This is a genomic window from Rhodococcus sp. IEGM 1305, assembly GCF_030058635.1.
Taxonomy (GTDB): Bacteria; Actinomycetota; Actinomycetes; order Mycobacteriales; family Mycobacteriaceae; genus Rhodococcus_F; species Rhodococcus_F opacus_D.
This window is the reverse complement of sequence record NZ_JASHKX010000005.1, coordinates 1-21,718: the sequence shown is the minus strand read 5'-3', so window position 1 is coordinate 21,718 and position 21,718 is coordinate 1. Positions and strand designations below refer to the sequence as shown.

General features: G+C 67.9%; 20 protein-coding genes. 8 read left to right on the top strand and 12 right to left on the bottom strand.

Going from position 1 to position 21,718, the window contains the following annotated elements:
• Positions 1–53 precede the first annotated feature (53 nt).
• Positions 54–1,160 (top strand): winged helix DNA-binding domain-containing protein, encoded by a 1,107-nt coding sequence (locus QM693_RS11265; protein ID WP_280783510.1) that lies wholly within the window; start codon positions 54–56, stop codon positions 1,158–1,160.
• Here the strand turns inward: QM693_RS11265 and QM693_RS11260 are convergent.
• Positions 1,150–2,016 (bottom strand): hypothetical protein, encoded by an 867-nt coding sequence (locus QM693_RS11260; protein WP_005264657.1) that lies wholly within the window; start codon positions 2,014–2,016, stop codon positions 1,150–1,152. The genes QM693_RS11265 and QM693_RS11260 overlap by 11 nt on opposite strands.
• Positions 2,006–2,701 (bottom strand): metallophosphoesterase family protein, encoded by a 696-nt coding sequence (locus QM693_RS11255; RefSeq protein ID WP_005264659.1) that lies wholly within the window; start codon positions 2,699–2,701, stop codon positions 2,006–2,008. Before QM693_RS11255 ends, QM693_RS11260 begins: the two co-directional genes overlap by 11 nt.
• A 65-nt stretch (positions 2,702–2,766) precedes the next feature.
• Here QM693_RS11255 and QM693_RS11250 point away from each other — a divergent pair, with 65 nt between their 5' ends.
• Entirely contained in the window at positions 2,767–3,354 is a 588-nt protein-coding gene (locus tag QM693_RS11250) for a suppressor of fused domain protein (RefSeq protein WP_283332894.1), read from the top strand.
• On the opposite strand, the gene corA is transcribed toward QM693_RS11250, so the two are convergent.
• The gene (gene corA, locus QM693_RS11245; RefSeq protein WP_280783512.1) at positions 3,351–4,442 is read right to left on the bottom strand and encodes a magnesium/cobalt transporter CorA; all 1,092 of its coding nucleotides are present in this window, start codon (positions 4,440–4,442) and stop codon (positions 3,351–3,353) included. The two genes, QM693_RS11250 and corA, sit on opposite strands and share 4 nt — an antisense overlap.
• Positions 4,443–4,589: 147 nt before the next feature.
• Between corA and QM693_RS11240 the strand changes: the two genes are divergently transcribed.
• The 3 genes from QM693_RS11240 to QM693_RS11230 all read left to right on the top strand — a co-directional run bounded on the left by QM693_RS11240 (position 4,590) and on the right by QM693_RS11230 (position 7,370).
• On the top strand, positions 4,590–5,444 hold the full coding sequence (locus QM693_RS11240; protein WP_105412761.1) for a PHP domain-containing protein: 855 nt from the start codon (positions 4,590–4,592) through the stop codon (positions 5,442–5,444).
• Positions 5,441–5,800, top strand: coding sequence for a hypothetical protein (locus tag QM693_RS11235; protein ID WP_283332895.1), 360 nt, complete (start codon positions 5,441–5,443; stop codon positions 5,798–5,800). The genes QM693_RS11240 and QM693_RS11235 overlap by 4 nt, the downstream gene beginning before the upstream one ends.
• A gap of 376 nt (positions 5,801–6,176) precedes the next feature.
• The gene (locus tag QM693_RS11230) at positions 6,177–7,370 is read left to right on the top strand and encodes an NAD(P)-dependent malic enzyme (RefSeq protein WP_283352371.1); all 1,194 of its coding nucleotides are present in this window, start codon (positions 6,177–6,179) and stop codon (positions 7,368–7,370) included.
• Between the two features lie 85 nt (positions 7,371–7,455).
• Here the strand turns inward: QM693_RS11230 and QM693_RS11225 are convergent, their stop codons facing one another.
• The 4 genes from QM693_RS11225 to QM693_RS11210 are packed head-to-tail and all read right to left on the bottom strand — an operon-like array spanning position 7,456 to position 10,999.
• Positions 7,456–8,157, bottom strand: a complete 702-nt coding sequence (locus QM693_RS11225) for an ABC transporter permease (RefSeq protein WP_283332897.1) — start codon at positions 8,155–8,157, stop codon at positions 7,456–7,458.
• Positions 8,154–8,852 (bottom strand): ABC transporter permease, encoded by a 699-nt coding sequence (locus QM693_RS11220; RefSeq protein WP_005239327.1) that lies wholly within the window; start codon positions 8,850–8,852, stop codon positions 8,154–8,156. Before QM693_RS11220 ends, QM693_RS11225 begins: the two co-directional genes overlap by 4 nt.
• 4 nt (positions 8,853–8,856) lie before the next feature.
• Complete coding sequence (locus QM693_RS11215; protein WP_283332898.1) at positions 8,857–10,014, bottom strand: ABC transporter ATP-binding protein; 1,158 nt, start codon at positions 10,012–10,014, stop codon at positions 8,857–8,859.
• Positions 10,015–10,024: 10 nt separating this feature from the next.
• Positions 10,025–10,999 carry an ABC transporter substrate-binding protein gene (locus QM693_RS11210; RefSeq protein ID WP_283332899.1) on the bottom strand — a complete coding sequence of 325 codons (975 nt, stop codon included), beginning with the start codon at positions 10,997–10,999 and terminating at the stop codon, positions 10,025–10,027.
• A gap of 143 nt (positions 11,000–11,142) precedes the next feature.
• On the opposite strand from QM693_RS11210, the gene QM693_RS11205 reads away from it, so the two are divergent.
• Positions 11,143–12,084, top strand: coding sequence for an ABC transporter substrate-binding protein (locus QM693_RS11205; RefSeq protein ID WP_283352370.1), 942 nt, complete (start codon positions 11,143–11,145; stop codon positions 12,082–12,084).
• On the opposite strand, the gene QM693_RS11200 is transcribed toward QM693_RS11205, so the two are convergent.
• The 3 genes from QM693_RS11200 to QM693_RS11190 are packed head-to-tail and all read right to left on the bottom strand — an operon-like array spanning position 12,043 to position 15,399.
• Positions 12,043–12,963 (bottom strand): alpha/beta hydrolase, encoded by a 921-nt coding sequence (locus QM693_RS11200; protein ID WP_280783517.1) that lies wholly within the window; start codon positions 12,961–12,963, stop codon positions 12,043–12,045. The two genes, QM693_RS11205 and QM693_RS11200, sit on opposite strands and share 42 nt — an antisense overlap.
• 7 nt (positions 12,964–12,970) lie before the next feature.
• A complete protein-coding gene (locus tag QM693_RS11195) occupies positions 12,971–13,801 on the bottom strand; it encodes an SDR family NAD(P)-dependent oxidoreductase (protein ID WP_280783518.1) in 831 nt (276 codons plus the stop codon).
• On the bottom strand, positions 13,798–15,399 hold the full coding sequence (locus QM693_RS11190) for a flavin-containing monooxygenase (protein ID WP_280783519.1): 1,602 nt from the start codon (positions 15,397–15,399) through the stop codon (positions 13,798–13,800). The genes QM693_RS11195 and QM693_RS11190 overlap by 4 nt, the downstream gene beginning before the upstream one ends.
• A gap of 70 nt (positions 15,400–15,469) precedes the next feature.
• Here QM693_RS11190 and QM693_RS11185 point away from each other — a divergent pair, with 70 nt between their 5' ends.
• A complete protein-coding gene (locus QM693_RS11185) occupies positions 15,470–16,108 on the top strand; it encodes a TetR/AcrR family transcriptional regulator (RefSeq protein ID WP_283352369.1) in 639 nt (212 codons plus the stop codon).
• Positions 16,109–16,210: 102 nt separating this feature from the next.
• On the top strand, positions 16,211–17,164 hold the full coding sequence (locus tag QM693_RS11180; protein WP_283352368.1) for a hypothetical protein: 954 nt from the start codon (positions 16,211–16,213) through the stop codon (positions 17,162–17,164).
• Positions 17,165–17,176: 12 nt separating this feature from the next.
• On the opposite strand, the gene QM693_RS11175 is transcribed toward QM693_RS11180, so the two are convergent.
• A complete protein-coding gene (locus QM693_RS11175) occupies positions 17,177–17,893 on the bottom strand; it encodes an AAA family ATPase (RefSeq protein ID WP_283352367.1) in 717 nt (238 codons plus the stop codon).
• 4 nt (positions 17,894–17,897) lie between these two features.
• Positions 17,898–21,674: a multifunctional oxoglutarate decarboxylase/oxoglutarate dehydrogenase thiamine pyrophosphate-binding subunit/dihydrolipoyllysine-residue succinyltransferase subunit gene (locus QM693_RS11170; protein WP_280783523.1), complete on the bottom strand. Its 3,777-nt coding sequence runs from the start codon at positions 21,672–21,674 to the stop codon at positions 17,898–17,900.
• Positions 21,675–21,718: the final 44 nt, after the last annotated feature.

The following is a 21,718-nucleotide window of genomic DNA, read 5'->3' as shown; positions in this document are numbered from 1 at the left end:
GTGAACGGCGTAATCAAATACGGTACTGGGGCTAACTAACGAAGGGGTTCACGGTGGGGTCTCAACGCATGTCGAATCGAGCGTTGGGCCGGGCCACACTGGCCCGGCAATCGCTGCTGAGCCGTTCGGACGCGTCCGCCCTCGACATGATCGAGCACCTCTGCGGACTGCAAGCCCAGGCTCCGGCCCCGCCGTATTTCGCACTGTGGACGCGGTTGACACGATTCCGCGCCGAGTCGCTGTCGGACCTCATCGAGAACCGCGCGGTGGTGCGGATTGTCGCGATGCGCGGCACGGTCTTCGCCCTGTCGGCCACGGACGCGCTCTCGTTCCGTCCGCTCACGCAACCGCTGCTCGACCGCGACCTACACACCAACACGCAGCACCGGTCCGGTCTCGACGGGATCGACCTCGGCGCCCTCGCCGCCGCGGGACGTGAATTGGTGCGCGACGAACCCCGCACGCAGTCGCAGATGCGGCCCCTGCTCGAGGAGCGGTTCCCCGGCCGTGACGGGGCCGCGCTCGCCCACGGGGTGCGGGGACTGGTCCCGATGGTCCAGGTTCCACCGCGCGGGCTCTGGGGCAGGTCCGGGCAACCGGCGCTGTCGACGCTGGAGTCGTGGGTGGGTCGTCCACTGTCCGCCGCGCCGTCCATCGACACGATGCTGTTGCGCTACCTCGCCGCGTTCGGCCCGGCGAGCGCGCGGGACGCCCAGGCCTGGTCGGGGCTGACCCGGCTCGGGGAGGTCTTCGACCGGCTGCGGCCGGAACTCCGGGTGTTCCAGGGCGAAGCGGGACCGGAACTCTTCGACCTTCCCGACGCACCCCGGCCGGACCCGGGCACCCCCGCCCCCGTCCGCATCCTCGCGCCGTTCGACAACGTGCTGCTCTCGCACGCGGACCGCGGACGCCTCCTCGACGACGACGTGCGGAAGAAGGTCTTCACCCAGAACGGCATCATCAAACCTGCCGTCCTGGTGAACGGCAGGGTCGCGGCGTTCACCACGACGGTGGTCGAGAAGTCCCGTGCGGTACTCGACGTGGAGCCGTTGGCGACCATCGCGAAGACACATCGCACCGCGATCGAGGCGGAGGGCAGGCGACTGTTGAAGTTCGCGCACCCCGAGGCGCCCGAGCGTGTCGTGCGGTTCACGGGCTAGCCGGTTTGTGCCTGCGCGGTGCGAGGTGGCTGAGCTCGGCGATGATCTCGTCGTTCCAGACATGCTGGCGCACAAGGCGGTACCGCTCCCGCGCCACCCACAGGTAGGCCTCGGCGTCGGTGTGGTCGGGCAGCATCTCCGCGGCCCGCAGCATCCGGACCACCGGCAGGAACTCCTCACCGAACCAGCGCCGGGCCACGGTTTCACGGCTGAGGAATTCGCCCACCTCCTGCATGAGCCGGAAACCCCAGGCCTCGACGCTCTGGCTGATCTCGGCGTACTCCCAGGGATCGGTGACGACCACGGCCGCCCGCTGGGGCCCGCTGAGCGGCACCCGGGTGAGGAACAGGCGGCGGTGGTCCTTGATGACCAGGTCGCCGCGCTGCGCGATCCCGTCGGGGGAGATCTTGGTCTGGATCTCGGTGACGTAGGCGTCGATCGTGCTCCAGTGCATCGCGTACGCGATGGAGACGCGGTGGTGGCCGTCGCTGACGAAGTGCATGGACCCGATCCGATACACCTGGATCGGCGGCACCGACTCCCCCCGGCGCTGCGCGGCCGCCAGCCGTTGCCAGCGCTCGCGCACCCGGGTGGACGTGGGCCGGAAGAACCGGTCGAAGTCGCGGGTTCGGTCGACGCTCCCGACGATGGAGTTGACCGGGATCACCTGCAGGCCGAGCGACCGTTCCCCGACCCGGCCGACGGCAGCGACCACCTCGTCGAACGGCAGGATCTCGTTGACGTCGTCCGGTTCGCGGCGCAGCCAGCTGACCAGCCGCGACAACTCGGCGCGGCGGCGCTGGCGGGTGAAGTCGTTTTCCGCGTCGGCGGCGGGGAATCCGGTGTCACGTGCCATGCCGGCGCCTGACGATGGTGGGGTCGGCGCCCGGGGCCAACTCCATCAGGGTGAATCCCACGGTGTTGATCACCGTCGTCGCGCCGAGTGTGCGGTCCTCGGCCGCCCGGCCGTACGGGTGGACGTGCCCGTGGATCATGACGCGGGCCTGCAACCTGCCCGCCAGGGTCTCGAAGCACTCGAAACCCCGGTGCGGTGGATCCTCCTGGTCGCCCACTCCGCGCGGCGGGCTGTGCGTGAGCAGCACGTCGACGCCGGACACACCCGAGCGGCGCGCGTGCCACGCACTCGTCAGCGCCAGGTTGCGCGCCCGCCGCCGCTGCTGCCGCTCGGTCCACTGGTTGGGGCCGTCGTTGTAGCGGATCGATCCACCCAGACCGGCGATGCGCAGGCCCGCGATCCGCACGATCCGGCCGTCCGCGTTGACCGCGCCGCAGGGCCCCGGCCACGCCGAGGGCAGACCCGCCCGCATCCATCCGACACGTCCCGCGGAGTAGCCGGACAGGTCGGCGTCGTGGTTGCCCGGCACGAAGACGCACGGCGCGTCGAGCGCATCGATCAGATATTCCAGGTAGTCGAACGGGAGATCGCCCGCACCGAGGATCAGGTCGACGTCCATGGCACGCACCTGCGAACTCCACAGCGACTCGATCGTCTCGTCGGACACTGCGAGTACCGAGACCATGCTCCGACGCTACCGGCTCGCGAGGCCGGAGGACGGGTGAGCGGCTTCGGTGGTTTGATTGCGGGGTGACTGACAGCGTTGTGGCCTCCGTTCGCGCGCACCTGCTGGGGCAGATCGGGGGACCGGAGCCGACTGCGGCATCGGTGACGTTCCTGGGCGTCGAGCCGCTGGACGTGCTGCGGTTCGCACCCGACGAAGAGGGGCTGGTGCGCTACGTGACCCTGGGGTGCTCCCGGCACCCGATGGGCGACCCCGGCGAACTGGTGGCCGACCCGCTCCGTGGCCCCCGCGCCGAACTGATCCTCACCCTGCGCGGTGGGGCCGGGGTGGCATCGGGAGTTGCGCGGACCCTCGCGGTCCTGGCGGCGGCGCCGTCGGTGGAAGGGGTGGTTCTCGTCGAGGACGCGCTGCTCGACCTGGGGGAGCCGCTGTGGAAGGACGCACCGTTCACCGCCGTGCTGCTCGGTGAATCGACCGTCCCGGACCTCCCGCTGCCCGAACCCGCGGAGGCCGTGCGGTTCCTCGCTGTCGTGCCGCTCACCGGCACCGAAGCGGCGTGGGTCCGGCTGCGCGGCGCCGGGGCACTGCGCGACGCCTGGACGGAGGCGGGCATCGACGTCCGCGATCCGTACCGCGGTGCCGCGTCCCTCTAGAGCCAGTGGTTCCGGCGGAACGTGACGAACAGGGCCACCGTCACCGATGCGATCACGAATACCACGCCGTGATAGCCGTACTGCCAATGCAATTCGGGCATGTTGTCGAAGTTCATGCCGTAGATGCCCGCGATCATCGTCGGCACGGCCGCGATGGCCACCCACGCCGAGATCTTGCGCATGTCGGTGTTCTGCTGCACGGCGATCTTGGCGAGGGCGGCGTCGACGAGTGAGCTGAGGACCTCGTCGTATTCGGCGATCCGCTCGGCGACGGTGGTGTGGTGGTCGAGGACGTCGCGGAAGTAGCGGCGAATCTCCTTCGGCACCGGATTGCCCGGTGCCCGCGTCAGCCGCAGCAGCGGGTTGGACAGCGGGTTCACCGATTTGCGGAGTTCGACGATCTCGCGCTTGAGGAGGTAGATGTGTTCGACCGCGACGCTGCTGCGCGGGCTGAACACCGCCTCCTCCATGCCGTCGACGTCCTCTTCGATGGCCTGGGTGACTTCGAGGTAGGTGTCCACCACGTGGTCCGCGACCGCGTGCAGCACCGCGTACGGGCCCAGGGCGAGGCGCTCCTGGTTCGCCTCCAGCGCGTGGCGGACGTTCGCGAGCGGGGAATGGTCGCCGTGCCGGACGGTGATGACGAAGTCGGCGCCCACGAACACCATGATCTCGCCGGTCTCCACGATCTCGCTGGCCGTCGCCACCGACTCGTGAGGCACGTAGTTGACCGTCCGCAACACCAGGAACAGCACGTCGTCGTAGCGTTCCAGCTTCGGCCGCTGGTGGGCGTGGACGGCGTCCTCGACCATCAACTCGTGCAGCCCGAACGTCTCGGCCACGCTTTCCATCTGCCCCTCGTCGGGGGCGAGCAACCCGACCCACACGAACCCTCGGCCCCGCTTGCGGACCTCGGCCATCGCGGCCTGGTGCGTGTATTTTCCGGGGAGCCTCGTGCCGTCGACGTACACACCGCAGTCGACGATGGCGCGCGCGGTCGGGATGCGGATCCTGGGGCCCGGGTCCTTGTCACCGCTGCGCTGATCCTTGTCGCTGCCACGCTTGGGGAGCGAGGGCACAGACGGCACGGGGCCCTCCCTTTCACCGGCGAGTCGGAAACGCTGCTGGTGAATCGTACGTCAGCACCCGCTCCGGACCGGCGGCGTCGCACGACACGCCAGGCTTCCGGGCCGCACGCTCGGACCCCGTGCCGCGACACCTGACAGACTGGTCTGGTGCTCATCGATCTCCACACCCATTCGACGGCCTCCGACGGAACCGACAGCCCGGCGGACCTGGTGCGCGCCGCGGGGGCAGCAGGACTCGACATCGTGGCGATCACCGATCACGACACGACCGCGGGGTGGGCCGAGGCGGTCGCGGCGTTGCCTGCGGGGCTCGCGCTGGTGCGGGGCATGGAGATGTCCTGCGAGGGCCGCGGTGAGGACGGACGCCCGGTTGCGGTGCATCTCCTCGCCTACCTGTTCGATCCCGCGCACGCGGCGTTCGCACGCGAGCGGGAACGGTTGCGGAACGAGCGGATCGTGCGAATCCGCGCGATGGCGGAGTTGATGATGGAGGACGGTCTGCCCATCGACGCCGACGAGGTGCTCGCGGAAGCGGGACCCGCGGCGGGACGCCCACACCTGGCCAGGGCTCTGATGCGCGCCGGTGTGGTCGGCAGCGTCGGTGAGGCGTTCGTGGATCTGCTGGCCCCGCGCGGCCGGTACTTCGTCGACAAGTCCGATACCCCCCTCGACGACGCCGTGCAACTGGTGGCGGAGGCCGGGGGAGTGAGCGTCCTCGCCCACGGACGGGCCCGCACGAGGGGACGGCTGCTGTCGCTCGATCACGTCCGCGACCTGGCGGGAGCCGGTTTGCACGGGCTCGAGGTGCACCACCCCGACCACTCGTCGGACGACACTCGGGTTCTGCAGGAACTGGCCGACGAGCTCGGTCTGGTCGTCACCGGCTCCTCCGACTATCACGGCACGAACAAGGCCATCCGGCTCGGCGAGTTCACGACGGACGCCGACGAATTCGACACCCTCGTCTCGAAAGCATCCGGCGTACAGGTGGTCTCGGCATGAACACGCACGAGTTCGAGCGGTACGACCCCTACGGTCCCACCCTTCCGAGGACGGTGACGGCCACCGAACCGCGACGCAGCCCTCTCGTCGTCCGCGCGCTGCGCGCCCTCAGCGGGGCCGTCGCCGCCGGCGTGGTGATCCTCTGCCTCGTCGTGATCGGCTCCGCCTACGTGGGCGGCGGCCGGGGCTTTCCCGGCCCGGGGACGATCTCCATCACCGCGCACGTGGTCGCGTCCGTGTTCGTGATCGTGGCGCAGCGGATTGCGGACCGCCGCGACGGTCTCGTCGCCATGGTCGCATCCGTCGCCGTCCTCGCGGCGGCGGCGCTTCTGCTGGCTACCCAGTGGTGGGGTTGACGGACGCTCGGCCCGTTATGTGAAACCGGCTCTCACAGTGACCCATCGGTAACTTGTTCTCACAGGTAGAGGCCAGAAAACGTGAGACATCTGACTGTCGTGGCAATTTGATTGTGCATCGATATTCGTGCCAGACTTAGCACCACTCCGACGTCGGCGCCACCGCCCTTCGGCGGGGGTTTATGGCAGTGTTGCCAGGGCTCACCCGCCCGTGCCATGACGCTTCGGACGTTCTGCGGCCATCGTGATCGCGCACCCCGGAAGCTTCACCCTCAGTTGTCGTTCGTGGAGCAACTGTGAGGATCAGCGCCGATCCTCACGGTTACTTCTCAGTAACCCGGCCCCGAGTGAGCCTGGACTTAGCAGGAGTGTCATCGTGTCCATCGTGTCCGAACCCACCACACCGCAGAAGGTCGAGCTGACCGACGAGGAGATCTTCGCCGGCCACATCGGGGGGAAGCTCTCGGTTGAGACCACGACCGCCCTCGATACGCAGCGCGCCCTGTCCATCGCCTACACGCCCGGCGTCGCGCAGGTCTCCCGCGCCATCGCCGCCGACGAAACCCTCGCCGACCGGTACACCTGGACCAGCCGCCTGGTGGTCGTCGTCTCCGACGGCTCCGCGGTACTCGGCCTCGGGGACATCGGCCCGCGGGCCTCGCTTCCCGTGATGGAGGGCAAGTCCGCCCTGTTCAAGAACTTCGCGGGCCTGAACTCGATCCCGCTGGTCCTCGACACCAAGGACCCCGACGAGATCGTCGAAACCCTGATCCGGCTGCGCCCGAGCTTCGGGGCCGTCAACCTGGAGGACATCTCCGCACCGCGCTGCTTCGAGATCGAAAAGCGCGTCATCGAGGCCCTGGACTGCCCGGTCATGCACGACGACCAGCACGGCACCGCCATCGTCGTCCTGGCCGCCCTCAAGGGTGCGGTCAAGGTCCAGGACCGCGACATCCACCAGCTGCGGGTCGTCATCTCCGGTGCCGGCGCCGCCGGTGTCGCCTGCGCGAACATCCTGCTCGCCGCCGGGATCGCCGATGTCACGGTGCTCGATTCGAAGGGCATCGTCTCCGCCGACCGCAAGGACCTGAACGAGGTCAAGGTCGATCTGGCCGCGCGCACCAACCCGGCCGGCCGCCGCGGCGGCACCGCCGAAGCCCTCGACGGGGCGGATGTGTTCCTCGGGGTGTCCGCGGGCACCGTGCCGGAGGAGCTGATCGCGACGATGGCGGAGGGTTCGATCGTGTTCGCGTTGTCGAACCCGGACCCGGAGATCCACCCGGACATCGCCCGCAAGCATGCGGCGATCGTGGCCACCGGGCGCAGTGACTTCCCGAACCAGATCAACAATGTGCTGGCCTTCCCCGGGGTGTTCCGGGGTGCGCTCGATGCCGGTGCCCGCCGGATCACCGAAGGTATGAAGCTCGCCGCCGCCGAGGCAATCCTCTCGGTCGTCGGTGACGAGCTGGCTGTAGACAAGATCGTTCCCAGCCCGCTCGATCCTCGCGTCGCCCCCGCTGTCGCGGAGGCAGTCGCCGCCGCTGCCCGTGCAGAAGGCGTCACCGACTAGCGAGAATCCGTCGAGCACCCCGATCCGGAACCCGCACCCACGGTTCCGGTGTCGGGGTGTTTGCCGTTGGGTGACGTGTTCGCTATTACGCGCGTTCGGCGATCTGTTGGGCGCTCGGGTTGCGGCGCAGGCGGCCGGTCCCGGGAACGGACGCCCACACCGCCAGCGCGAGCAGGCCGTCCACGACCAGAGCGAGGATCGTCACGAGCAGCGCACCGACAAGCACCCGGTCGTACTGGCGCAGGGCCAATCCGTCGAAGATGTAGCGGCCCAGGCCGCCGAGATTGACATACGCAGCAACCGTAGCAGTCGCGATGATCTGCAGGGTGGCGTTGCGCAGCCCGCCGAGCATGAGCGGCAGCGCATTCGGGGCCTCGACACGCGTGAGGACCTGCCACTCGGTCATCCCCATCGCGCGGGCGGCGTCCACGACCGTCCGGTCGACGTTCGCAACACCCGCGTACGTGCCCGCGAGCACCGGCGGGATTCCGAGGATCACCAGGGCGAGGATCGGCGGGATCAATCCCAGTCCGAGCAGCAGCACCAGAAACGTCAGCAGACCCAGTGTCGGCAGCGACCGGAGCGCGTTGACGAGACCGACCACGACCACGTCACCCTTGCGCAGATGCCCGATGATCAGACCGATCGGCACCGCGACCACCGCGGACAGTGCGACCGCCAGGAAGCTGTACCAGAGGTGCTCGAGGATGCGGGCGCCGATTCCGGTGCTGCCCGACCAGTTTCCCGGATCGACGATGTACTCCCATGCGCCGCCGAAGATGTTCACGAAGCCTCCCCTGCGGCCGGGGCCGCCGACTGTCCCGCGACCAGCGGCGTGCGCCGGACCTTCTGCTGCCGGGTCCACGGTGTCAGTGCCCGCCCGACCAGGAACAGCAGCAGGTCGAACGCGAGGGCCAGAACGACGATCGCGATGATCCCGGCGAGGATCTGGTCCGGATAGTCTCGCTGGTAGCCCTGGGTGAACAGCGTGCCGAGACCGCCGATCCCGATCAGCGAACCCACCGACACCAGAGAGATGTTGGTCACCGCCACCACTCGCACGTTCGCGACGAGAACGGGTAGCGCGAGGGGCAATTCGACGGTCAGGGCCCGGCGGAGCCGGGTGAAACCCATCGCGGTGGCGGAGTCGACGACGTCGGCGGGAACGGAGTCGAGGGCCTCGGGCACGGCACGGATGAGCAAAGCGGTGGAGTAGATCGTCAGCGCGATCACCACATTGAGCGGGTCCAGGATCTGCAGTCCGACGACGGAGGGGATCGTCACGAACAACGCCAGCGACGGGATCGTGAACGCGATGCCCGCGACGATCAGCGTGATCTTCCGCAGCCAGGACGCACCCCGGATCGCGGTCCCGACCGGGACCGCGATGAGTAACCCGATCAGCAGTGGAACCAGTGCGAGATAGAGATGGGTCTTCGTCAGGTCGACGACGACCGAGAAGTTGTCGATGAGCCATCGCATGGGATCACGGCCCGTCCGGGGTCGCCGGTGGGGCAGTGAAGTAGTGCTCACCCCGCGCGCGATCCTCGGCTGCCCGCTGCTCGGCCAGCTTCGCGATCACCTCGGAGCCGAGGATGCCGCCGGTGACCGTGCCGTCGGCGTCGACGGCCACTCCGATGCCCGACGGCGAGGAGATGGCCGCGTCCAGGGCCTGCCGCAGGTCGGCACCGGGGGAGAAGAGGGATCCGCCCGCCGCAGTGCATTCGGAGACGGGCCGTCCGGCCCGCGCCCCCTCGACGCCGGTGACGTCGATCCAGCCCCGCGGAACGCCCGCATCCGTGACGACCAGGACCCATTCACCTTGTTCGAGCCGGAGCCCGGGCAACTCCTTCTCGGTCGCCGTCCGGATGGTGTGCAGCGGAACCTGATCTGCCGTCCGGAACGACAGCCCGCGGTACCCGCGGTCGCGTCCGACGAACGAGGCGACGAAATCGGTGGCCGGCGCGGACAGCACCGTGTCGGGCGCGTCGTACTGCTGCAACCGGCCACCCGGCCCGAAGACGGCCACCCGGTCGCCGAGCTTGACGGCCTCGTCGATGTCGTGGGTGACGAACACGATCGTCTTGCGCATCTCGGCCTGCAGGCGCTGCATCTCGGCCTGCAGGTCTTCGCGGACAACGGGATCGACGGCGCTGAACGGCTCGTCCATCAGCAGGATCGGCGGGTCGGCGGCCAGCGCCCGCGCGACCCCGACGCGTTGCTGCTGCCCGCCGGACAGCTGCCCGGGATAGCGGGATGCCAGCGCCGGATCGAGTCCGACGCGTTCGAGCACCGCCAACGCGGCCTTGCGGGCGTTGCGTCGTGAGTCGCCGCGCAGCACCGGCACGGTCGCGACGTTGTCGACCACCGTGCGGTGCGGCAGCAGTCCCGCGCTCTGGATGACGTAGCCGATGCCGAGTCGGAGCTTCACCGCGTCGGTTTGGGCGATGTCGCGGCCGTCGACCGTGATCGTTCCCGCGGTCGGGGTGATCATCCGGTTGATCATCCGCATCGACGTGGTCTTGCCGCAGCCGGAGGGCCCGACGAAGACCGTGAACGATTCGGCGTCGATCTCGAGGTCGAGGTTGTCGACCGCCGTCGTGCCGTCCGGGTACTGCTTGGTGACTCCCGAGAATGTGATCACGGCAGGCTCCTCACGAGACCGGCTTGTCGAGCCCCTGGTCCGTCACCCACTGCTTCGCGGCCGCCGCCGGCTCGGTTTTCGCGTCACCCGACACGGAATCGTTGAGCGCGACAAGCTCTTCGGTGGTCAGCTTCGCCGACAGTGCGTCGAGCGCCCGGGTCAGCTTGTCCGAGGACTTGGTGGCGCGTACCACCGGCACGACGTTCTGCGCCGCGAAGTTGTTCTGCGGATCCGCGAGCACCACGAAACCGTTCTGCGCGATCGCCGGGGACGTCGTGAAGATGTCGGCGGCCGTGATCTGTCCCGCCGCGAGGGCGTCCACCGTGGCGGGACCGCCGCCGTCGGCGATCGGGACGAAGTTGTCTGCTGTGATGTCGAGGCCGTACTTGGCCTTCAGGCCGGGCAGGCCACCGGGACGTTCCTGGAATTCGGCGGGAGCACCGAACTTCACCTCGTTCGAGTGCGCCGCGAGATCCGCGATGGAGGTGAGGTTCCAGCGCTGCGCCGTCTCCTTCGTGACGACGACGGCGTCCTTGTCCTCGGCCGGGGCCGGTGTGGTGATCGTCAGTTCCGAACCCAGCGCGGCAGGCAGCGCGGCGTCCACGTCGGCGGCGCTCGTGGCCGTCGAATCGGGGTCGAGATACTGCAGCAGGTTGCCCGTGTAGTCGGGGATGACGTCGATCGACCCGTCCTCGAGCGCAGGGATGTAGGCCTCACGGCTGCCGATGTTGAACTTCGTCGTCACGTCGAACCCGTTGGCGCGGAGGACCTCGGTGTAGATGTTCGCGACCGTCTCCGATTCGGGGAAGTTCGCGGATCCCACGATGATCGTGTTGGGGTCGTCACCCGATCCGTCGCCGCCGGCGGACAGGGGGTCGGATCCGCCGCCACCGCACGCCGCGAGCGACACGACGGCGACCGTCGCGAGAGCGATACTGCCAACGGAGCGGCGGGCGAAGCCCGACAGAATTCGTGAGGTGCGCATGAGCGTCCTTCCCGTTGTCACCGGCGCCGGACCTGCCGACGGAAGCCGGTGGACGCGTGTCCGCGCCATCGGTTGGCCAGTGTAACGATAGGGGCGGACAGAGCACGGTTTTCGACCAGCTCGAGGTAAACGAAAGGCGCGACGTGGCACACACACGGACAGACGGATCGGCCGAGCGCCCGGCGGCATGGTCCCGGGCCCTGATCGCCGGGTCCGCGCTGCTGCTGGTCGCGGGGGTGGCGTCGGGATGCGCAGGCGGTGACACGACCCTCGACGGTTCCGCGGGGCAAGGGCAGGGCGAGATCGTGGTGGGAGCGGGGGACGGCGCGGAGAGCCGGATCCTGGCCGAAATCTATGCCGGTGCCCTGCGTTCGACCGGGGCGTCGGTCATCACCGACGGGGGACTCGGCGACCGGACCGCGTACCTCGGACAGCTCGATGCCGGAAACGTCAACCTGGTGCCGGAGTTCACGGGCCGGTTGCTGCGCTACTACGACCCCGAATCGACGCAGACGGAACAGGACGAGGTATTCGAGGCGTTGAGCAAGGCTCTGCCACAGGGGCTTTCGATCTCCGACTTCGCGGCCGCCGAGGACAGGTCGGCGCTGGCCGTGACCTCGCAGACGTCCGGGCAGCTGGATCTCACCAGCCTGGACGAACTCGTTCCCTCGTGCACCACCAGTACAGCCGTGCTGGCCCCGGCGTTCGAGGCCGACGCGCTTCCCGACCTCACCGGCTGCACGTTCGCGCAGACCCGGACAGTGGCCGACGACGCGGCCGCCGTCGGCGAACTCGCCGCTCCGGCACCGTCGGACGGAGCCGTGCGGGTGGCCGGGGTGACCACCGCGTCACCGGACGTCTCGGACGCCGATCTGGTGCTGCTGGCGGACGACGATCACGTGTTCACCGCACAGAACGTGGTGCCGCTGTTCCGGATCGGAACTCTCACCGAAGCCCAGCTGAAGGCACTGAACGTCGTGGCGGGTGAGCTGACGACCGCGGACCTGGCCGACATGATCGGCCAGGTCCGCGGTGGTGCCGATTCAGCCGACGTGGCGCGGGTGTGGCTCGACGCTCATCTGTGAACCCAGGAACGCCCCGAGTTCGGCGACCGCATCCGCGGCCTCGCGGACCAGGGACGCCTGTAGGTGGGCGACGTGCCACAGCCGGGCGTACTCGGTGAGCGTGACGTCCACATCCGACTCGTTCAGCTTGTCGACGAATTCCATGATCTGCGGGTAGAGCACCTCGTCCACCCCGACATGGATCAGCGTCGGCGGCAGTCCCGCCAGATTTCCGTGCAGCGGTGCGTAACCCGGATCGTGTGCGTCCCCGTTGCCCAGGTACTTCTCGGCGGCGTCGAACGACCACGCCGTGTTGACCACGAGATCCCGGTCCCGGGACGTGTCACGCCTGCCGGGATCGACCCACGGAGCGATCAGCGCCAACGCGGCCGGAGTCACACCGTGCCGGTCGATCAGGCGGCGCGCCGTGGCGACCGTGAGGCCACCGCCCGCCGAATCGCCCGCGATGGCGAGTTGCTCTGTCTCGTAACCGTGTTCGGTGTTCAGCTCCATGTACGCCGCGACCGCGTCCTCGAGCCCGGCCGGGAACGGATGCTCCGGGGCCAGCCGGTAGTCGAGGGTGTAGACGACGCTGCCTGATTCCCTGGCGATGTGAGCGGCCAGCGAACGGTGCGTGGCGAGCGAACCGATCGTGTACGCCCCGCCGTGCAGGTAGAGCACCGCGCCCCGGCGTTCGGTGGGTCCCACCGTGATTCGCTCCGCCGGCCGCCCGGCCAGCGAGGTCGGGCGGACGACGGCACCTGCGGGCACCTGCTGCAACGGAGCGCCGAGGTCGAGGAGCGCCCGCTGCACGGTGTACGGAAGCCGGGCGTTGAGGCTGAGTCGGTAGAACGGCCGGAGGGCCGTCGCGACGACCGGCAGCGGCAGGTGGAAGCTCATCGGTACCTCAGTTCGACTTCGGGAGGACTCGTCCGGCGACGAGGGCAACCACACGCTGGTAACTCGGTCCGACGAGCCGCACCCAGGCGTCGAGGAACTTGGCGTCGGCGCCGATCAGGACGCGCGGCTTGCTCTTGCGAACTCCGTTCACGATGGTCTCGGCAGCCGCCTCCGGCGTGGTGCGGGCAAGCTTCTGGTCGAAGAACTTCGCGAACGTGTCGAGGTCCTCACCCGGTCCCGCGGTGGCGTTGCGGGCAATGGCCGTCTTGATGCCACCGGGGTGCACACACGTCACCTTTACGGGGTGCTTGGCGATCAGCATCTCCTGGCGCAGCGACTCGGTGAAACCGCGCACCGCGAACTTCGCCGAGTTGTACGCGCTCTGACCCGGCATGGACAGCAGACCGAAGAGGCTGGAGACGTTCACGACGTGGCCGTCGCCCGACGCGATGAGATGCGGCAGGAAGGCCTTGGTGCCGTTGACGACTCCCCAGAAGTCCACGTCCATGATCTTCTCGATGTCCTTGAACTCGGACTTCTCGAACTCACCGTGGTAGGCGATGCCGGCGTTGTTGTACACCTGGTTGATCTTGCCGAAGTGCGCCCGCACCTCGTCGGCGTACGCGAGCACCGCTTCGCGCTGGGTGACGTCCAGGTGATCGGCCTTGACCTCGGCGCCCAGCGCCTCGGCCTGGCGTGCCGTCTCGGCGAGCCCGACCGTGTCCATGTCCGAGATCGCCAACCTGGCACCCCGGCGTGCCAGGTTGAGGGCGAGCGCCCTGCCGATACCGGAACCGGCTCCGGTGATCACGATTACCTTGCCTGCGAACTCGCTCACTGTGCTGTCACCTTGTCGTCGTCGAGGGCGATCTGTGCGGGGATGGCGGCGGGGCCGGGGGTCTTGCCGTTCACGTGCACGGGTGCAGGCAGATCGGCGGTGGCCACGCTGTCGTACGCGGTGAGGTCGAAGCGCTTCGTCTCGTTCCGGAACTGGAACGTGAAGCCCGGCCACAGCGTGGTGTTGTTGCCGTGCTTGTCGAGGTACCAGCTCGCGCACCCACCGTTGTTCCAGACGCTGTGCGACAGCTTCTCCTGGAGTTCGGCGTTGTACCGGTCCTGGGCGTCCTGACGGACCTCGATCTTGCCGATGCCGTACTTGTCGAGCGTCTGAAGGGCGTCGACGAGGTAGTTGAGCTGCGACTCGATCATGAAGACCATCGAGGTGTGGCCCAGACCCGTGTTCGGGCCCACCAGGAAGAACATGTTGGGGAAGTTCGCGATCGCCGCGCCCTTGTAGCCCTGCTGGCCGCCCTCGTCGAAGACGTCGGCGAGCGAGCGGCCGTCCTTGCCGAAGATGCCCTCGAACGTGGGGGAGTCGGTGACGTGGAAGCCGGTGGCGACGACGATGGCATCGACTTCGCGGACGGTGCCGTCCTTCGAGACCACCGAGTCGGCCGTGACCTCGGCGATGCCGTCGGTCACCAGGTCGACGTTGTCCTGCGCGAGGGTGGGGTAGTAGTTGTTCGAGATCAGCATGCGCTTGCAGCCGATCTGAAAGTTCGGCGTGACCTTCTTGCGCAGATCCTTGTCCTTGATCTGGCGGCGCAGGTGGCGCTCGGCCGCGAGCTGCAGCGGCTTCATGAAGACCGGGGCCTTCGCGAGTCCGACGACCTGGCTCTCGCGCATCCAGTAGATACCGGTGCGGCACAGCTTCTGGAAGCCGGGGAGGTACTTGAACGCGGCGTGCTCGAGCTTCGTGTACTCGCGGTCCGCGCGGGGCAGGATCCACGGCGCCGTGCGCTGGTACACGTCGAGGTGCGACACCTTCTTGCCGATGGCGGGCACGATCTGGATCGCCGAGGCGCCGGTGCCGATGACGGCGACGCGCTTGCCCGTCAGATCGGCGTCGTGGTTCCAGCGGGCGGAGTGGAAGATCTCGCCCTGGAAGCCTTCGATGCCCTTGATGTCGGGGAGGGACGGCTCGCACAGTGCGCCGACCGCGGAGACGAGGACCTTCGCGACGAAGTTCCCCTTCGTGGTGGTGACCTCCCAGCGGGTGGTCGACTCGTTCCAGTGGGCGGACTGCACGTCACAGCCGAAGAGGTGCTTGTCGCGCACCTTGTACTTGTCGGCCACCGACTGGATGTACTTCTGGATCTCGGGCTGCGTCGAGAACGACCGGGTCCACTCCGGGTTCAGCGCGAACGAGTAGGAGTACAGATGTGAGGGAACATCGCACGCCGCACCCGGGTACGTGTTGTCTCGCCAGGTACCACCGACGTCGGTGCCGCGTTCGAGCACGAGGAAGTCGGTCTTGCCTGCCTGGGTCAGCTTGATCGCCGCGCCGAGGCCGGCGAACCCGCTGCCGATGATCAGCGTGTCGATGTGCCGGACACCTGCGGTGGTGGCGGAAGTATCTGTGACGGGGAGACTCATGTAAGAAACCATAGGGCGCTATTGAGGGGCAGTCAATAGCCTATTGACCTTCATTCAGTAGTCTTGTCTCATGGACGTCGTGAAGCGGACCCGTCTCAGCCCCGAACAACGGCGCGCGCAACTGATCGATCTCGGTGCGAAGATGCTGGCGCAGCGCCCGCTCGAGCAGATCTCCGTCGAGGACATCGCCGATCAGGCGGGTGTCTCCCGCGGCCTCCTGTTTCACTACTTCGCGTCCAAGCACGACTTCCACCTCGAGATCGTCCGGCACACCAGCAGCGAGATGCTCGCCCGCACCGCCCCCGACCCGTACGTCGGGGAAGTGCGGGATCCGATGCAAATCCTGCGCTCGGTGCTCGCGTCGTACGTCGACTACGTCAGCGAGAACCGTGGCACGTACGTGTCGCTCCTGCGGGGAACGGCGAGTGGCGACCCGGACATGCGCGCCGTCTTCGAGGAGACCCGGGCCGTGATGTCCGCACGGACCCTCGAACAACTGCCCGCGATCGGTGTCGAGCCCACCCGGGCGGTCGAACTCGCCGTCCGCGGCTGGATCGCCTACGTCGAGGAAGTCACGATCACCTGGCTGCGCGACCCACACCTGACCCGCGACGAACTGATCGAACTCAACGTCCAGGCCCTCCCCGCGCTCGCCATCGCCGCCGCACCCGAGATCGCCGCCGCGCTGGTGTCGGCCACCACCACCTGACACCCCTAGTACTCGGGGTACACCCGTAATACCCGCGGGTGACACCGGTTTCATTCCCCGGCGTGACGTGGCGACGCATGCGACGTTCCTAGCGTTCTCGTCATGACCACCCTCGATCTCCGCTCCCGCATCGTCGAGTCCCGCCAGGTGCCGCTGGCGGTGATGGTCGCCGCGATGACCGCCCTCGCACTCGTCTGCGCCGTCGGACTCCTCGTCGACGACCGGACCGTGCTCGGGGTGTCCGTGTGGCTCAAACCGCTGAAGTTCGCGGTCTCCTTCGCGCTCTACGGGGCCACCCTGGCGTGGATGCTGACCCTCCCGCACCGAGGCAGCCGATGGACGCGGGCCATGGCGACGGTGTTCGCCGTGACCGGCATCATCGACGTCGGATTCATCGCCGTGCAGGCCGCGCGCGGAACGTTCAGCCACTTCAACACGTCCGACGACGCCGTCAACACGATCGGCCAGTACGTGTTCATGACCGGTGTCCCCGGACTGTTCGTCGCGAACCTCGTGATCGCCCTGATACTGCTGTTCCAGCGCGTGGGGGATCGTCCCCTGACCCGCGCCATCCATGCGGGCCTGTTCCTGGCGGTGGCCGGCATGGCACTCGGGTACCTCATGGGATTTCAGGGCCGGCAGACCACGACCGACGCGAACGGCCGCGTCGTCGAACTCGCCGCACGGCACAGCGTCGGCGTCACCGACGAGAATCCGGGACTGCCGGTCACCAACTGGAGCACGTCCGGCGGCGACCTCCGCATCCCGCACTTCGTCGGACTGCACGGCCTGCAGGCGATGCTGCTCGGCGCCCTCGTCCTGAGCGTCCTCGCGTCGCGGATACCGTGGCTCCGCAGCGAGAGAACCCGAGCCTCCCTGACGGCCGTGCTGGCGCTCGCCTACGCCGGGCTACTAGCCCTGCTCACGTGGCAGGCGTTCCGCGGTCAGCCGCTGATCCACCCCGACGCGCTCACCCTCGCCGCCCTCGGCGGACTCCTCGCCGCCACCGCCCTCGCGGTCCAGGTCGTGAGGTCGCGGGCGGAGGCGGGGCGGTAGTGGTCGGCCGGGCTAGAGATGCCGCAGGAAGCGGTCGGGTCCGTCGAGGAACGACCGCCAGTTGCGGACGAGGTCGAGCTGATTCCACTCGGGGTAGTCGATGCCCTCGTCGGTGAGTTCCCAGACCTCGGCGCCGGGCGCGGCGGCGAGGAGGGGAGAGTGCGTCGCCATGATCACCTGCGAGCCCTCCTCGGCGAGATCCGAGATGACCCCGAGCAGCGCCAGGCAGGACTGGAACGACAGCGCGGCCTCCGGCTCGTCCAGAATCCACAGGCCCACCCCGATCGGACGGTCGGCGACGTACCGCAGGAACGACTGACCGTGCGAGAGCTGATTGAACGACGGATCGTCCTCGCGGGGACGTGACTCGTCGGCCGCACCGAACAGCGAATGCATCGACTCGGCACGCAGGAAACACCCGCCGTACGGCTGCGGCCGGGCGCCGACACACGTGAGGTGAGTGCCGAGATCCGCGTCCTCGGGGCTGGAACCCGCCGACCACAACCGGTCCTGCGCCCCGCGGAACCCACCCTGCCAGGCCGCGGCGATCGACTCGACCAACGTCGACTTTCCGACACCGTTCTCACCCACGATCACCGTGACCGGCCGCTCGAATGCCAGCCCGTTGTCGCACAGTTCCGCCACCGAGGGCAGGTCCAGATACCACGAAGCCGGGTCGAATCCGCTCCGTGGAGTGAACTCGACCCGGCTCAATGGCAGATCAGTCAAACGCTCAGCTGAACGCTTCGTCGATGATCTCCTGCTGTTCCACAGCGTGCACCTTGCTCGAACCCGAGGACGGTGCCGACATCGAACGACGCGAGATGCGCTTGATCCCGGACAGCTTGTCGGGCAGCAACTCGGGCAGAGCGAGACCGAAGAACGGCCACGCACCCTGGTTGGCCGGCTCCTCCTGAACCCACCGGAACTCGGTGGCGTTCGGGTAGCGGTCCAGCGTCTCGCGGAGACGACGACTCGGAACCGGGTACAGCTGCTCGATGCGGACGATCGCGATGTCCTCGCGGTTGTCCTTCTGCTTCTTCGCCAGCAGCTCCCAGTACAGCTTGCCGCTGACGAGGAGGACACGACGCACCTTGTCGCGTTCGGCGTCGCCCGTCTCGTACGTGGGCTCCTCGAACACCGAGCGGAACTTGCCGGTGGTGAAGTCCTCGACGTCGGAGACCGCGGCCTTGTTCCGCAGCATCGACTTCGGTGTGAAGACGACCAGCGGGCGGCGGATTCCGTCGAGCGAGTGACGACGCAGCAGGTGGAAGTAGCTGGCCGGGGTGGACGGCACCGCCACGGTCATCGAACCCTCGGCGCACAACTGCAGGAAGCGCTCGATACGACCGGACGTGTGGTCGGGACCCTGACCTTCGTGGCCGTGCGGCAGCAGCAGCACGACGTCGGACAGCTGACCCCACTTGGCCTCACCGGACGAGATGAACTCGTCGATGATGGACTGCGCGCCGTTGACGAAGTCACCGAACTGCGCCTCCCACAGCACCAGCGCGTCCGGGTTGCCCACGGAGTAGCCGTACTCGAAGCCGACGGCGGCGAACTCGCTGAGTGCGGAGTCGTAGACGAGGAACTTGCCGGGGTTCTCGCTGCCCAGGTTCTGCAGCGGGGTGTACTCGGCGCCCGTCTTGCGGTCGATGAGGACCGAGTGACGCTGCGTGAACGTGCCGCGCTTGGAATCCTGGCCGGACAGGCGAACCATCTTGCCCTGGTCGACCAGCGAACCGAATGCGAGCAGCTCGGCGAACGCCCAGTCGATCTTGCCCTCGCGGGACATTTCGCGGCGCTTCTCGATGACCGGCTTGACGCGCGGGTGCACGGTGAAGCCCTCGGGCACGTTGACGAACGCGTCGCCGATCCGCTCGAGCACCGACTCGTCGACGGACGTCTTCAACTTCGTGGGCAGCACCTGGTCGAGCTCGACCGACTCACTGGGCTCCGGCGTGTACTTCTCGAGTTCGCGAACCTCGTTGAACACCCGTTCCAGCTGGCCCTGGTAGTCGCGGAGTGCGTCTTCGGCTTCCTTCAGCGAGATGTCGCCGCGGCCGATCAGGGATTCGGTGTAGCTCTTACGCACGCTGCGCTTGGTGTCGATCACGTCGTACATCGCCGGCTGCGTCATCGACGGGTCGTCGCCCTCGTTGTGACCGCGACGGCGGTAGCAGATCATGTCGATGACGACGTCCTTCTGGAACTTCTCCCGGAAGTCGACAGCGAGCTGAGCGACCCAGACGCAGGCCTCGGGGTCGTCGCCGTTCACGTGGAAGATCGGCGCGCCGATCATCTTCGCGACATCGGTGCAGTACTCGGACGAACGCGAGTACTCCGGGGCGGTGGTGAAACCGACCTGGTTGTTGACCACGATGTGCACGGTGCCGCCGGTGCGGTACCCGCGCAGCAGTGCCAGGTTCAACGTCTCGGCCACGACACCCTGACCGGCGAACGCGGCGTCGCCGTGCAACATGAGCGGCAGGACGGTGAAGCCGTCCTCACCCTTGTCGAGGATGTCCTGCTTCGCGCGGACCAGGCCCTCGAGGACCGGGTCGACCGCCTCGAGGTGCGACGGGTTGGCCGTCAGCGACACCGTGATGTCGTTGTCGCCGAACATCTGGATGTACGTGCCCTCGGCGCCGAGGTGGTACTTCACGTCGCCGGAGCCGTGCGCGGCCGCCGGGTTCATGTTGCCCTCGAACTCCGTGAAGATCTTCGAGTACGGCTTGCCGACGATGTTCGCGAGAACGTTGAGGCGACCACGGTGCGGCATGCCGATGACGACCTCGTCGAGCTGGTGCTCGGCGGCCTGGTCGATGACGGCGTCCATCATGGGGATGACGGACTCGGCGCCCTCGAGGGAGAAGCGCTTCTGCCCGACGTACTTGGTCTGCAGGAACGTCTCGAACGCCTCGGCGGCGTTGAGCTTGCTCAGGATGTACTTCTGCTGAGCGACCGTGGGCTTGACGTGGTGCGCCTCGACCCGGTCCTGCAGCCACTGCTGCTGCTCCGGCTCCAGGATGTGCGTGTACTCGACACCGACGTGGCGGCAGTACGCGTCGCGCAGCACGCTGAGCACGTCGCGCAGCTTCATCTTCTCCTGGCCGTGGAAGCCGCCGACCTTGAACTCGCGGTCGAGATCCCAGAGGGTCAGGTCGTGCGTGCGGACGTCCAGGTCCGGGTGGCTGCGGAACTTGTCCTTGACGAACTGCAGCGGATCCGTATCGGCCATCAGGTGGCCACGGTTGCGGTACGCGGCGATCAGCTCGAGAACACGGGTGTTCTTGTCGACGGCGCCTTCGGGCACGTCCTTGCGCCAGCGGACCGGCTCGTACGGGATGTGCAGCGCGTGGAAGATCTCGTCGTAGAACTCGTCGCTGATCAGCAGGTTGTGGATGGTCCGGAGGAAGTCGCCGGACTCGGCACCCTGGATGATGCGGTGGTCGTACGTCGAGGTCAGCGTCATGAGCTTGCCGACGCCGATCTCGGCCAGACGCTCGTCGCTCGCGCCCTGGAACTCGGCGGGGTATTCCATCGCGCCGGCACCGATGATGGCGCCCTGGCCGTTCATCAGACGCGGCACGGAGTGCACGGTGCCGATGCCGCCGGGGTTGGTCAGCGAGATCGTGACACCCGAGAAGTCCTCGGCGGTGAGCTTGCCGTCACGCGCGCGCCGGACGATGTCCTCGTAGGCGCTGTAGAACTGCGTGAAGTTGTGGGTGTCGGTGTTCTTGATCGCGGCGACGACGAGGGACCGGCTGCCGTCCTTGCCCGGCAGGTCGATGGCCAGACCGAGGTTGGTGTGTGCGGGGGTGACCGCGTTGGGCTTGCCGTCGATCTCGGCGAAGTGCCGGTTCATGTTCGGGAACGCCTTGACCGCCTGCACGATCGCGTAACCCAGCAGGTGCGTGAACGAGATCTTGCCGCCGCGGGTACGGGCGAGGTGGTTGTTGATGACGATCCGGTTGTCGAACATCAGCTTCGCAGGGATGGCGCGAACGCTGGTGGCGGTCGGAATGGCCAGCGAGGCCGACATGTTCTTGGCGACGGCAGCAGCTGCGCCGCGGAGAACCTTCGACTCTTCTACCGCAGGAGCGGGAGCGGACGCCTTCGCGTCCTTCGCCGCGGTCTCCTTCGCGGGTGCGGCCTTCTTGGGGGCCTCGGTCTTCGGGGCAGCAGCCTTCGGAGCTGCACCGTTGGGTGCAGTCTTGGGCGCGGCGCCGTTGGCCGTCTTGGTCTGAGGCTTGGGTGCGGTCTCGGACTCGGGAACCGGGGGAGTCGACGCCTTGGCGGAGGGAGCGGCAGCAGGTGCGGCGGTGGTGGTGCCGTTCGTGCCGTGTCCGTTGGCTGCGCCTGCCTTGGCGGCGGCGTCGGGAGAGTAATCCGTCAGGAATTCGTGCCAACTCGCGTCCACGGACGACGGATCGTCCTGGAAACGCTGGTACATCTCGTCAACCAACCACTGGTTCTGTCCGAACTGGGATGTAGAGCTGCTGCTCACGGCAGGTGTTCGCCTCGTTTCTATTTCGGTACCCGATCAGAGCG

What these genes read in the sequence shown, in the direction of transcription:
- QM693_RS11260 (WP_005264657.1), bottom strand. Translation starts at nt 2,016, where the DNA reads ATGGCACGTGACACCGGATTCCCCGCCGCCGACGCGGAAAACGACTTC.
- QM693_RS11190 (WP_280783519.1), bottom strand. Translation starts at nt 15,399, where the DNA reads ATGAGTCTCCCCGTCACAGATACTTCCGCCACCACCGCAGGTGTCCGG.
- QM693_RS11235 (WP_283332895.1), top strand. Translation starts at nt 5,441, where the DNA reads ATGAACACGCACGAGTTCGAGCGGTACGACCCCTACGGTCCCACCCTT.
- QM693_RS11200 (WP_280783517.1), bottom strand. Translation starts at nt 12,963, where the DNA reads ATGAGCTTCCACCTGCCGCTGCCGGTCGTCGCGACGGCCCTCCGGCCG.
- QM693_RS11180 (WP_283352368.1), top strand. Translation starts at nt 16,211, where the DNA reads ATGACCACCCTCGATCTCCGCTCCCGCATCGTCGAGTCCCGCCAGGTG.
- QM693_RS11255 (WP_005264659.1), bottom strand. Translation starts at nt 2,701, where the DNA reads ATGGTCTCGGTACTCGCAGTGTCCGACGAGACGATCGAGTCGCTGTGG.
- QM693_RS11210 (WP_283332899.1), bottom strand. Translation starts at nt 10,999, where the DNA reads ATGCGCACCTCACGAATTCTGTCGGGCTTCGCCCGCCGCTCCGTTGGC.
- QM693_RS11220 (WP_005239327.1), bottom strand. Translation starts at nt 8,852, where the DNA reads ATGCGATGGCTCATCGACAACTTCTCGGTCGTCGTCGACCTGACGAAG.
- QM693_RS11185 (WP_283352369.1), top strand. Translation starts at nt 15,470, where the DNA reads ATGGACGTCGTGAAGCGGACCCGTCTCAGCCCCGAACAACGGCGCGCG.